Annotated in this window: 9 protein-coding genes and 1 pseudogene; 3 read left to right on the forward strand and 7 right to left on the reverse strand. The window is 58.2% G+C overall.

What is annotated here, in order from left to right; genetic code table 11:
- Positions 1-45: 45 nt before the first annotated feature.
- Positions 46-357: a hypothetical protein gene (locus DID96_RS28665; RefSeq protein ID WP_124602602.1), complete on the forward strand. Its 312-nt coding sequence runs from the start codon at positions 46-48 to the stop codon at positions 355-357.
- A 241-nt stretch (positions 358-598) separates the two neighbouring features.
- Positions 599-1,675, forward strand: a complete 1,077-nt coding sequence (locus tag DID96_RS28670) for a PIN domain-containing protein (RefSeq protein ID WP_221624618.1) — start codon at positions 599-601, stop codon at positions 1,673-1,675.
- A gap of 62 nt (positions 1,676-1,737) precedes the next feature.
- Here DID96_RS28670 and DID96_RS28675 read toward each other — a convergent pair whose 3' ends face one another.
- Both DID96_RS28675 and DID96_RS28680 read right to left on the reverse strand, forming a co-directional pair.
- Positions 1,738-2,880, reverse strand: a complete 1,143-nt coding sequence (locus DID96_RS28675) for a hypothetical protein (RefSeq protein ID WP_124602603.1) — start codon at positions 2,878-2,880, stop codon at positions 1,738-1,740.
- A 390-nt stretch (positions 2,881-3,270) separates the two neighbouring features.
- The gene (locus tag DID96_RS28680; protein ID WP_124602604.1) at positions 3,271-5,058 is read right to left on the reverse strand and encodes a chloride channel protein; all 1,788 of its coding nucleotides are present in this window, start codon (positions 5,056-5,058) and stop codon (positions 3,271-3,273) included.
- 764 nt (positions 5,059-5,822) lie between these two features.
- Between DID96_RS28680 and DID96_RS28685 the strand changes: the two genes are divergently transcribed.
- Entirely contained in the window at positions 5,823-8,447 is a 2,625-nt protein-coding gene (locus DID96_RS28685) for an AAA family ATPase (RefSeq protein WP_124602605.1), read from the forward strand.
- Between the two features lie 7 nt (positions 8,448-8,454).
- Here DID96_RS28685 and DID96_RS28690 read toward each other — a convergent pair whose 3' ends face one another.
- The 5 genes and pseudogenes from DID96_RS28690 to DID96_RS28710 form a co-directional block, all read right to left on the reverse strand.
- Positions 8,455-8,556, reverse strand: a complete 102-nt coding sequence (locus DID96_RS28690; RefSeq protein WP_124602606.1) for an HNH endonuclease — start codon at positions 8,554-8,556, stop codon at positions 8,455-8,457.
- A 633-nt stretch (positions 8,557-9,189) separates the two neighbouring features.
- The gene (locus DID96_RS28695; protein WP_185732386.1) at positions 9,190-9,657 is read right to left on the reverse strand and encodes a helix-turn-helix domain-containing protein; all 468 of its coding nucleotides are present in this window, start codon (positions 9,655-9,657) and stop codon (positions 9,190-9,192) included.
- 366 nt (positions 9,658-10,023) lie between these two features.
- Positions 10,024-10,479 (reverse strand): annotated as a pseudogene (locus DID96_RS28700) (chloride channel protein); the annotation flags it as partial.
- 20 nt (positions 10,480-10,499) lie between these two features.
- A complete protein-coding gene (locus tag DID96_RS28705) occupies positions 10,500-10,913 on the reverse strand; it encodes a MarR family winged helix-turn-helix transcriptional regulator (protein WP_124602608.1) in 414 nt (137 codons plus the stop codon).
- Between the two features lie 124 nt (positions 10,914-11,037).
- A complete protein-coding gene (locus DID96_RS28710) occupies positions 11,038-12,216 on the reverse strand; it encodes an HPP family protein (protein WP_124602609.1) in 1,179 nt (392 codons plus the stop codon).
- Between the last annotated feature and the right edge of the window lie 135 nt (positions 12,217-12,351).

Below are 12,351 nucleotides of genomic sequence, written 5' to 3' on the forward strand. Positions count from 1 at the left end.
TCTGAAGTGGGGGAAGTGGCGCGCGACTGCGGAAGTTGCCGGCTGATGCTGCGGCGCAAGATCGACATGCAGCGCCGAACTTCTGAGTTCGGTCAATGGTTGCCGCTCGCCGCTCGCCGCTCCGACAAAGCCGACATTCGAACGGCTAGCCCACCCCGGAACCTGCTGGATGTCCTATGGAAGCATCTCGGCCGAGTGAATGGCCTGTTCGAACCGCTGTTTGTAGACTACGGCTGCAATCCTTATCTCGCCATTGTCTCCGACAAGCAAAAAGCACATCAGAGCCAAGAAACCGTGCCATATTACCGGGGGAAAACGAAAGACCTATCAATAACGGCACTGAGCGTCACGTTCTAACGACGCAAAGCGACGGAACCATTCGCGTTGATTTCTAGAACGAAGATAGGCCCCGCAATGTACCAAGCGAACTATGGACATGACCCAAGAGGAAGGGCTTCACTCGTGACTGAACTGCCCGTCAGGCAGTGCTATCATTCGGGCTGGGGTTCGCCTTTACTTCCATTCGGGCCAGCCTTGTGGTTTGTCACAGTGCCACCTCCGGTTTTTTCACAGTGGCTGTATTCATGGCGCGCCGTGATTGCAGCGCGCTTTTTATCCACACGCCAAGATGACTAACTCGCCGCAAAAAATTTTTCTGGACGCGAATGTCGTGATTCAGGAAGGTAAAGAGGGAAGCCCGATCATCGAGCGAATGGTTGATCTGGTTGATGCTGGACTGGTGTCCGTTCTGACGACCGATCTAACCATGACGGAAGTGGCAAAGAAGCACGCCGAGAACGACCTCGATTTGGTTAAGGACTTCGCGCGCCCTCACATTCGAAAAGTCCTGAGTGATGTGCTCGGCGCAGAATTTCCAGCGGTCACCAAAGCGGACATGAAAGCCGCGCTGAGCAAGAAACATCACGCTGTTACGGAGAAAATGTTCAAGGCACTCAAGGCCAAGATTCTTTCAATCGACGATGTAAAGCCTTCTGATGTGTTCGCGGCATACGCAAACAAAGAGGGCTTTTTCAGTGGCGAAGGAAAGAAGGATCAGTTTCCCGACGCGTTCATCTTTGAATGCCTGAAGAAACTCGCCAGCGCAGAATCGCCGATTATTATCGTGTCGTCGGACGGCGACTATGCTGCACCAGTCGCGGCCACGACCAACATCAAGCTCGTAAAGACGTTTTCAGAATTGTTCGCTGAGTTGGGACTGGCAATTGAGCCGCCCGACGTGCAAGGGTTCTTCGAAGCGGACCACGACGAACTTGTTTCCCGCTTCGATGATGAAGTATCTAGTTGGGGCTTGCAGGTTTCGGACGTCGCCGACGCAGAGATTGACGAGTCGACGGTAACGGACGTGACGCTCGATCAATTCAAGGCGTTTCGCTTTGTTAACGAGGAGCAAATTCTCGTCGTGGGTTATGCGATGGTAACGGCCGAAGTGGCATTTACTCACCCCGACTGGGATACCGCGTCTTGGGACTCGGAGGACAAAATCGCTATACCGCATCAGGACGTGAGCGGCGAGACCGAGGTTGAGTTCGAGGTTGAGTTCTCGATGAGCCTATCGGTCGATGAGTCAGGTAAGCCTGTTGCGCTCGATAACCTGAGTTTTTTGGATAGTTCTTTTGTGTGGGTTCAGATCGAGCGATACGAAACATACAAGTGACTCTTATTTGTCGCCGGCCGTCGCTGCTGCGGTGTTAGCTATCCACCCTCAGCCACCGCTCCTTAGGGGTCCAGAAAGGCCTTCAAAAGGTCCGGGGTAACGTTGGGCAGGAGGGCGTCGACAGGAGACAGCGTGTAGCTGACATGGTCGTTAGACCAGACAAAGTTCGAGGCGCGCATTCCCGCCCAGAAAAGTGCGAGGTTCTTGTCCCCGGTACAGAGCATCAGACGTTCGTTGGGAAAAACCGCAAACAGGTTCATCAGTACCTCGAGCGAACGTAAATCAGCTAAAGCGTTATAGGCATCCTGCGCGGTGTAGCTCGCCGATGGCTTGAGCAGGCGCTTGGCCGGACTTGCGCCGTTGGCAGAGCAAACTGCACTCAGCGCCGCTAGCACCACGAGCGATTTTTTAGGTACTCCGCACTCCTTGGCAACTGTAAGCACCTCGCTCCAGAGATTCTGCCTGCGACGTGCACTAACAGGCGCTTGCAGGCATGGGGCGACGCGGAGCAGGAACCGCTCCTTGCGCACCATACTGTCCCGGGTGTCCTCCAGAAGGCCGATAACACCTTGAAGCCCACCCTTGCTGTCAGGGGTCAATTCTGCCAAGGGAAGCGCAGCCTTGATCTTGCGGCAGGCCTCTTCCCATTGCTCCTCGACGAACTCTGGACTCGGACTCTCCCGGCGGTTTCCTTCCAAAGCGTAGAGTAACGGGTTGATCCGAACGCGCTCGCCCTGAAAGAAGTCGAGAAAGTCATGGTCGTCGTCCTTCGTCTTTTCGCCGCCTCGGAATCGGCTCACCAGTTCGCTGACGGTACATCGGTCGAGGAGAACCACCATATTGTCTCGGTGCGCGAGCCAGGATGGCAACCAACCACCTCTGACGAGCCCGATGGCTCGTGTCGAGTAGACACTTTCCAATACAGAGTTACCGGAAGCGATCTCGTCTACGGTAATTTCTGGGATCGTACTCTCCAGAACACGGGCATCCTTCCAGATCAAAGGAATGACAACCTTATCGCCCAGTCTTTTGTCGAGTAGGTCAGCATATCGGAGCGGTTGAAACTCGACTCCAACGAACGTGGCACTGCGCCCCGTGGGCGCTCCTGCTGGATCAACCTCGATGTATTTCAATACCCCTGTCGGCTCGCTACTGGGCAGCTCGGGGCACTCGATTATTGGGTGATTCGACATGACGACGCTCATCGGAAAGTGCGTGGTGCCTTAAGTGGGAGGCCGGCAGCGACAGAACACCTACGCTGCGCACGGCAGCACCTGCTGGTTTGGACAGGCGCGTTTCTAACGACTCAAACGACAATGATGCCTACCGCAGTGGGAACCCGATTGCCGTCAAAGGGCCGTCATGAACAGACGGTGCTGGGGCAGCGCTTACCACCGAATCCGTAGTGGTAAAGGTCAAACAGGGTGCTCGCGGCTGTTCCGGGAATTCCCTTGTTGCCATAGCCGGTGCATTCGCGAGCGCTGACGTGGGGCGGACCATTGACGCCGATCAAGCTCATCAGACCTGTATCACACGCATCCATCTTCTCCGCCGTGGCTTGGGTGGGGTTCTGTCAAGCCTCGATCTACCCACTTCTAGTTGGAACGGACGGGAGGGAATTTTTGTTTCCCAATTCTCGGCTTGATCCTCCGGAACCGCTCGCGCTTGTGTTCTTCGTCAAAATGGGCGAGCGCTGGCTTAACGAGGTCGCTGCGCGAGACAATGCCAATAAGTCTCATGGACGCACGATCGGTTACCACGGGCAGGCGTTCGAGGCTGTGAATTGCCAGCCGAGTTGCGATTTGTCGGCAAGTTTCCTCTGCCAGGGCGACGTCAGGGGCGCGCTGAGAAAACAGTGATCTGAGCGTCATGTGTTTTGCGTCTTCGCTCACAGCGTCGAGAATTGCTCGATCTACGACGCCGACTACGGAGCCGGCACTGACGACCGGCCATGCTCGCCGTGTTTGCGTATTACCGAAGTAGGTTGCAAGAGCATCACCGACCGTAGTGGCGGCATCAATCGCCTCGACGTCGCGGGACATGACCTCATCAACGTAGTGGCGCTCGAGCGGATCCACGCCGTATTCCCGATAAATGTGATAGCCCCGGCGTGCAATCTTTTCGGTCATGATCGACCGCTTCATCACGACGGTCGCGAAACCATGCGCGACGAGCGTCGCCCCGAGCAGCGGCAGTAGCGCGTTCGTGTCGTGTGTGAGGCCGAACGCGAACACGATCGCCGTCAATGGTGCGCCAAGCGTCGCGCCGAGCGTCGCTGCCATGCAGACGAGAGGCCAAAGCGCGGGTTCATTGCCAGGCAAGACATGACCAAGTACAACGCCAAGCCCTGCGCCAAGCATCAACAATGGCGCGAGCACGCCACCGGACGTGCCGGAGCCGAGCGCGATCACCCACATCACTGCCTTGACGAGCAGCAGCGCGAGCGCAACCTGTAACGCAATGTGCTGGTGCAGCAGGTCGCCGATCACGTCATAGCCCACGCCGAGTGCACGCGGCTCGATAAAACCGCCGATGCCGACAGCAATGCCGCCCAATGCCGGCCACCACATCCAGTGAATCGGCAATTTTCCGAACAAGTCCTCAACCTTGTAGAGCGCAGCTGACAATCCGGACGCAAGCGCGCCGGAGAGGAGGCCTGCGATTAAGCACGAGAACAGTGATACCGCACTAGCTGGCGCAGTTTCTAGAGGAAATAGCGGGGCGGTGCCGAAGAACACCACTCGCGCGAACCCAGCGACCGTGCATGCGAGTGCGACGGGCAGGAAGCTCCGTGGGCGCCATTCGAACAGCAGCAATTCAACGGCAAGCAATACCGCCGCGACCGGCGTGCCGAACACAGCAGTCATGCCTGCCGTTGCACCCGCAACGAGTAATGTTTTTCGCTCGGCAGCCGTGAGCTTCACGAATTGTGCAAGCAGCGATCCGATTGCACCCCCCGTCATAATAATCGGCCCCTCCGCGCCAAACGGTCCACCACTGCCAATCACGATGCCCGACGACAGTGGCTTCAGGATCGCGACCTTCGGCGACATGCGGCTCTTGCCGAACAGGATCGCCTCGATCGCTTCCGGAATGCCGTGGCCGCGAATCTTTTCGGAACCGAAGCGAGCCATCATCCCGACGATCAGCCCGCCGATCACCGGCACCACGATGACCCATGCGCCGAGCGTGTTGTGCGCAGGGGAGCGGTCCGCGAACGAGAACGCGCCATAAAAGAAAATGTTCGTGAACAGATGAATCAGGCTCAACAAGACGATCGCCGCGAGCGTGGCGAGCAAGCCGATGACGGTTGCCAATACTGAAATGCCCGGAAGTCGCGCGTTCGAGGCGAAATCGCGCTTGTGGGCGTCTAGGTGACTCATGAGGGTTCAATCCGGAAAGCGTTAAGCGTAGCGACGCGTCAATTCAAATCAATCGTATCGGCTCTATTGACGCACTGCGGTAGGTAACTGTGGCCATGCAAACCACGACTCGCCCGGCGGTGGCGCAGCCATCAAGAAAATAGGGGGCGATCTGCGACCACGATAGGCGCACCAAGTCACCGGTGGCAGCGATAAATTATATCTCATTGTGATATAAATTTGTGCCATAGGTTTCGGATGGGCGGTGGCTCGTTAGGACAAGGCGGACTGGGCCTGATCGCCCTGCAACGGGACGGGAGCGTGGATATATGAGGCAGTCGAGCCGGTAAGAACGCTTCTCGTTACGGTTTGCGGGTTTGCTACAACGTATTGGCGCACGAGCCGACTGCCATGTGGCGGCACAAAAAGGCGACGCGGGGGAGTAGTCGAGATTGCAACGTAGATACCGCTGAGCGAGATGTGCGTGTGGAAGGTCGGAGAGAGGGTGGCTCGGGGAAAGATGAGACTGTGCTCGCGCGCTTGACGTTTGACCGGCGGGTCCGAGGAGGGCGGACGAGCGCAAGAAATCTTATCGATAGGGGAGCTCTTGGGAATAGAAGCAGTTGCTGCAAATGTCAGAGCTGCAGATGTGCGCGATTCGGCGGCCTTGTCGAACATATAAATGTCAACGGATATTTTCAGCACGAGGCAATTCCAGGGCTAGAATGGGAGCTGCGAAAAGAAGAAAGCGCGGAGGGCCCGCGCTAATACAACGTGAGAGACCTATGCAAGACGAAAAAGATGGGGCAAAACTCCCGGCTGTAGAGGCTGATCCAATCGAGCAATGGTTATCTGAAAGGCATAAGTGGCTGCAGACGGCCGCTGCCAAGATGGTTCAAAGTAGGTCGATGCCCGACGCGGAGACGATCTGCCACCTCGCCGATCTGTGCCTAGCGGAGGCGTCTAACCAGCCAAACCCCTCCTTTGAGGCAGTTGCACCTGGCTCAATCGCGCAGGCCGCCAGTCAAAGGCCGGTTCGTTTGCTCAAAATCAGCGACATCTCCGGCGTGAACGCCATCAAACCTGGCGCCACATTAGAATTTGCCGCGCAAGGCATCACGGTAATTTACGGCTCAAACGGTTCTGGCAAGAGTGGCTTCTCGCGGTTGATTAAGCAGATCTGCGGTTCCAGGGCGAAGGAAGATTTGCTCGGTAACGTCTTCGACGACAAGAACCCAGAGCCTTCCGCTCGTGTTGTTATCGGTGCCGGAGACGTTGAAAGGGAGGGCGAGTGGACGCTTTCTCGTGGTCCAGTCCCTGCACTGCGTCACGTTCACGTGTTCGACTCGAGTGTCGCATCGCTTTACTTCGGACCGAAGAACGAAGCGACATACGAGCCTTCGCGGATGAGATTCATTTCTTCGCTCATCAAAACTTGCGACAACGTGGCGACCGAGCTGAATGAGCGGAAGGCTAAATTGCAGTCGACGTTGCCCAAGTTTCCGGCTGACCTGGCCGAGACACCAGCCGCGAAGTGGCTGAGTGGATTGAAGGCGGGAACGAGTGCTGCGGCCATCGAAGGGGCGTGTCGGTATACCGACGAGATGGATCAGGAGCGCATCGCCGGCGAAGCAACTCTGGCCGAAAAAGACATCCCGGGACGAGTGAAAACAATTGAGCGAGAAATTGTTGCAGTCGGCAACGTTCAGAAGCTAGTTGAAGGGTGGAAAACTGAACTGGGTGACGACAAGCTGGCAGCGATAGTGGGCGCGCGAGTGGACGCGCAGAAAAAACGAAAGCTCGCAACTGAGGATGCGGCGAAGGTGTTCGCCGGCGCTCCGCTGGACGGCGTAGGGCAGGAATCATGGCGGCAGCTTTGGGAGAAGGCACGGGAATACTCTCTTTCGCATGCATACAAGGAAAGCGAATATCCGAACACTGAAGGTGATGCTAAATGCGTCCTATGCCAACAGCAGCTTGATGCTGACGCGCGAGTTCGCCTTAGAAGCTTCGAGTCGTTTGTGAAAGGAGCATTGGAGAAAGACGCCAAGGAAGCAGAACGAAAACTAAGCGATTCCGTCAAGGGGCTACCGAAGTTGCCGAGTAGCGAGGCGTGGGTCGCAAGCGTCGGAGCCATCAAACTCGACGAGGCGAATGCGTCGGGCTGGCTCGATGTACTGTTGGCACGGCGCAACGCCGCAGAGACTGCAGTCGATATTGCTGCGCTGCCTCCGATTGACTGGAATGTCGTTGAAGCGTGTGTTGCAACGGTTACGACCGCGCTTAACAGCGAGAAGAAGGCGCTGATGGAGTTGCTGCAGGACGGGAAGCGCAAGCAACTGACCGCGCGCGTGCAAGAACTTCTCGGAACTCAATGGCTATCGCGTGAAAAGGAAGCGATTGAGGTTGAGGTAAATAGACTAAACATGATGGCAGCCTTAACCAAGGCCATTACGCTCACCTCAACCGGGTTGCTGACGAAAAAGAATACGGAGCTATCCGAGCAGGAGCTTAAGAGTGGTTACCAGGACCGGTTCTCCTGGGAGCTGAAGGCATTGGGGGGGGGCCGCCTGCCTGTAGAGCCGCGAAGTAAGCAGCAAGGTAAGGGGAAGGTTACGTTTACCTTGACCATCAAAGAGGCTAGCGATGATGTTAAGGCCGAAGCGATACTGAGTGAGGGCGAACGAAGAATCATTGCGCTGGCGGCCTTCCTTGCTGATATCGCGGGATCCGGCAATCTCACGCCATTTGTCTTTGATGACCCGATTTCGTCCCTTGACCAGGATTTCGAGGAGCACGTGGTCGAACGACTCGTGAGACTTGCGCAAGAGCGCCAAGTGATCGTATTCACTCACCGACTTTCGCTACTTGCGTTGGTCGAAACGGTGGTCAGAAAATTGAAGGTTCAGGCCGACCTCGAAAAGAAGCCGTCGCCTGTCGAACTCCAAACGACTTCGCTGCGTCGTTTGGGCAAGAGTGCTGGATTGATCGCCGATTTCAGTGTTCGGGATACAAAGCCTGAGAAGGCATTGAACAAGCTTAGGGATGAAACGCTAAAGGGCTTACGGAAGTCATATGCGGCAGGTGACGTCGCGGCGTATGAGGAACGTGCGAAGAGCTTTTGTAGTGACTTCCGGATACTCGTCGAACGCTGCGTCGAATTGATACTCCTCAACGAGATCATCGTGCGTTTTCGCCGGAGCATTACGACCCAAGGAAGAATCGGTGCGCTGGCAAAAATCCACGCAGCCGACTGCGCGATGATTGATGAATTGATGACTCGCTACTCGGTGTTCGAGCATTCGCAGTCGGGGGAATTGCCGGCACAATGCCCCGACATCGAGACGCTTGAGAAGGACCATGAGTTGTTGGCGCAATGGGTCAAAGAGTTTGGCGCGCGAGCGGTGTGAACGCCCGTCACCGAGGACGATATGCCCCTCCGAGGAACTGCGGTATGACATGTTCCAGCGTGAGCCGTGATGAGTCGACCGGTTGTCGACAGTAAATGCAGCGTTTCATGTCGATGCGTGGTTGCCAGTCAGTTTCGAGGGGCCTCGGCGAGAATGCCTCGTTTGCCGTTACTTTCTTGCTCGATGAACTTCTGGCGCCGCCGTGCTACTGCCTGGCGCGATGGTTGGTCGGCTGAACGATCAGGGAGTGGCAACACTTTACCGTCGAACTACCAACACTCGGAATGTCGCAAAGTAGCTCATACTCGGACGTGGTACTGACCGTCGATCGAAAGTAGGCCCTCATCGAAGGGAGTATGGATATCGGCGCGCAAAAGCGGCCGGCGTTCATCCACTCGTACGTCCACCAATGTCCGTCCGGTTCAAGTCGCGCCGGATTCGAGTTCTGCCAGAACGTTTTGGATCGCCGGGCAACGTTCTGGAGCGTCGCTCCGAGGATGTGCTCTATTTCCTGAAAGGAAAGCGTAGCCGAATCTGTGGTGAGTGCTCGAAAGTAGCGACCAAGCGGCCTATAGTCTCTGATCATGGAAGCCCCCGTGTTCCGCTCACAGTGCTGTCGCGGGGCCATTCGACACCGCTGCATCTATTACGCCACAAAAAATCTGATGGGCCGACCACCAAGCCGATGCTGTTGCTGTAGATGGCCGCAGCGGGCCCGTGTGAAGGGTGACGGCGTGCCTCACTAGATCGTGCTCTCAAACAACAGCGAAAGCGGTACATTGAGGGCGCTGGCAACAATATCGAGGGTATTGATCGAGACGTCTTGATCGGTACTCTCAAGCACCCAAGCGTAGCCACGAACGAATCCGCATAACCGGTTCAACCCCTCCTGTGAAAGGTCCAAGCGTTCACGAAGGGTGACGAGGTTTTCTGAGAGCGTCGCGCGTATTCCGTTCTTACGTCTCCGGGGCTTCGTGACGCCAGCATCCTTGGAAAGCAGGCAACAGATATCGACGTTCAGTGCGACTGCCAGCCGAATTATCGTGTCCAATCGAGTGTTCGCTGCGCGTGCCTCTATCAAGAAAAGCGAGTTGCGGCTTATTCCTGCTGATTCCGCAAGTTCTGTCCGCGACAGGCCCAACTCTGTCCTGATAGCAATGACGCGCGACGACACAACCTGACGCCCCTCAAGATGGTCGGTAGCCTTCAAGATTGACACTTTGTTATCAATTCTGACGCCCGTATCCTAACCGATCGCGCTACCGAACAGTTGGTTACTGGCACTCTGTCAATACAGGCGCAAACGAAGTAGGGGGTGGCCGCCTGTTCCTGATTTATGAGTGAAACTCATGGGCGGGATGGTCAACGGCGGAACCCCGGCAGAACTGGGTTTTTTTGAAGCCCTGTTTATTGCACAAAGATGGTGCGTGATAGGGCCGTGGCGCGGGCGCACAGGCGAGATTTTTGGGCCGTTAGCCCCTTACAGCAAGGGTTTTAGCCAATTTGTCGCACGCTAGACTTGACTAGCAAAAAAACCCAGAAAAGGCGGATGTAGAACTACTTTCGGGTTTTTTTTCACGCACTGCGCGAGCAGCGAGCCGAGTGCGCCGCCCGTCATGATGATCGGCCCCTCGGCGCCAAACGGTCCACCACTGCCGATCACGACGCCGGACGACAGCGGCTTCAGGATCGCGACCTTCGGCGACATCCGGCTCTTGCCGAACAGGATCGCCTCGATCGCTTCGGGAATGCCGTGGCCGCGGATCTTTTCGGAGCCGAAGCGCGCCATCATCCCGACGATCAGCCCGCCGATCACCGGCACCACGATCACCCAGGCGCCGAGCGTATTGCCCGCGGGCGAGCGGTCGGCGAACGAAAACTGCTGGAAGAAGAACAGGTTCGTGAACAGGTGGATCAGGCTCAACAGCACGAATGCGGCGAGCGTGCTGAGCCCGCCGATCACGGCGGCGAGCAGTGCTATCCTGGGCAGGCGGTCGTTGGTCGAGAAATCGCGTTTGTGCGGGGCGTTCATCGGTGTGGCGAAAGCAAGAGTCAGTAATCGAGTTGGGGAACCTGGAAGGTGCCCTTGAGCGACTTCAGTTCGGTGCGGTGCATCGCAGCGAGGCGCGCGAGCAACGTTTCGCCGGCCTGCTCGAGATGCACCTCGACCTGGCGGCGATCCGTCTCGCTCGGCTTGCGCTTCACGAGGCCGAGCGCCTCGCAGCGCGACACGAGTGCGACGACGCCGTGGTGCTGCGCCTGCAGGCGTTCCGCGAGTTCACCGATGGTCGCCCATTCGCGTTGCGGATAGCCCTTGATGTGCAGCAGCAGCAGGTACTGCAGCGGCGTCACGCCTTCGCTCTGCGCGGCGCGCTCGGAGAAGCGCTCGAAGCGGCGCATCTGGTAGCGGAATTCGGAAAGCTGCTGGAAGTCGGACTTGTTCAGCGCGCGTCGGGAATCAGTCATCTTCGTTCGGGAAATCGGTCACGGTAGCCTGTAAATATATCACAGCGTGATATAAATGGGCGAGCGATGGCGTGCGGTCGGAGTCCTTGCGGGACTCGGGGCCTTCGCGTTCCTTTAGTCCCTGTTAAGCGGCTTCGAGCATCTGCGTCTGCTGGTACAGGCCCGTGACGAGGTCAGTCTGGGTGATGATGCCGACGAGCCGGCGCGATGCGTCGACGACCGGAATGTGGTGGTGGCCCGAGTGCGTGAACAGCGGCACGAGCGCGGTGAGCGGCATCGTCTGCGGCACCGACGCGACGTCGCGGCTCATCACCGTTTGGACGCTCGCGGGCTGGCCGCCGATCGATTGCGGCAGGCGCGCGGACAGGCGCTGCCACAGCGGCGTCGGGCGGCGCGTCTGGCGTGTGAGGTCGGCGCGCGTGACGATGCCGACGAGGCGCTCGTCCGCGTCGACGACGGGCAGTGCCTTCACGCGATGCCGGTCGAGCAGCGTGAGCGCGGCGGTCACCGACGTCGACGGCGCGACGCTGATCGCGTGCTTCGTCATCAGGTCTGCACAGGTGAGTTGGCCGAACGTGCGCGCATACGCCTGCATTTCGGTTTCGCGCAGCAGCGCTTCGAGATCGTCCGGATCGACGTCGAGCCATTCGCTGCGGCGCTTGAGCACCGCGTCGAGGTCCTCGCGCGTGAAACCGCCGCGGGAAGGCCCTTTCGCGCCGCCGGCCTGCGGTTTCACGTCGGCGCGCACGCCGCCGTGCGGATAGCGGTGGCCGGTCAGTGCGTGGTAGACGAGCGCGGCCGACAGCAGGATCGCCGATTGCAGCGCGATCGGCTCGAGCACGAAGCCGAAGCCGAGCGCGTGGATAGCCGGCCCGCCGAGCACGGCCGTCAGCGCGACGGCGCCCGACGGCGGGTGCACGCAGCGCAGCGCGAACATCCCGCCGATCGCGCATGCGACCGCGACGGCTGCTGCGGTGATCGGATCGGCAATCCATTGCGCGCACGCGACGCCGACTGTCGCCGCGACCAGGTTGCCGCCGATGATCGACCAAGGCTGCGCGAGCGGACTCGCCGGCACCGCGAACAGCAGCACCGCCGATGCGCCCATCGGCGCGACCAGCAGCGGCACGAGGCCCGGCACGCCCGGCACGACCTTCATCGTGAAGCCGACCGTCGCGATGCCGACCAGCGCACCCGCACACGAGCGCAGACGCTCGCGCCAGCCGAGGCTCATGGGAAGCGGGACGAAGCTGTGCAGCCATTGCCGCAACGTGCGGCGAGACGGAAGGGAGCCGGACGACATGGAACGTATGACGAAAAGAGGAGGCACGCGTGAGTCGGGGAGCCGCGATTATATCTCGTTGTGATACAAAATGTCGCATCGCATCAACGTGTTGTGGACATGCGACGCATTAACCACTCGGTACGCTCCTGGCGC

Origin of the sequence: Burkholderia sp. Bp8963 (genome assembly GCF_003854275.1) — a bacterium.
GTDB lineage: Bacteria > Pseudomonadota > Gammaproteobacteria > Burkholderiales > Burkholderiaceae > Burkholderia.

What these genes read in the sequence shown, in the direction of transcription:
- DID96_RS28665 (WP_124602602.1), top strand. Translation starts at nt 46, where the DNA reads ATGCTGCGGCGCAAGATCGACATGCAGCGCCGAACTTCTGAGTTCGGT.
- DID96_RS28690 (WP_124602606.1), bottom strand. Translation starts at nt 8,556, where the DNA reads ATGAAACGCTGCATTTACTGTCGACAACCGGTCGACTCATCACGGCTC.
- DID96_RS28705 (WP_124602608.1), bottom strand. Translation starts at nt 10,913, where the DNA reads ATGACTGATTCCCGACGCGCGCTGAACAAGTCCGACTTCCAGCAGCTT.
- DID96_RS28710 (WP_124602609.1), bottom strand. Translation starts at nt 12,216, where the DNA reads ATGTCGTCCGGCTCCCTTCCGTCTCGCCGCACGTTGCGGCAATGGCTG.
- DID96_RS28675 (WP_124602603.1), bottom strand. Translation starts at nt 2,880, where the DNA reads ATGAGCGTCGTCATGTCGAATCACCCAATAATCGAGTGCCCCGAGCTG.
- DID96_RS28685 (WP_124602605.1), top strand. Translation starts at nt 5,823, where the DNA reads ATGCAAGACGAAAAAGATGGGGCAAAACTCCCGGCTGTAGAGGCTGAT.
- DID96_RS28680 (WP_124602604.1), bottom strand. Translation starts at nt 5,058, where the DNA reads ATGAGTCACCTAGACGCCCACAAGCGCGATTTCGCCTCGAACGCGCGA.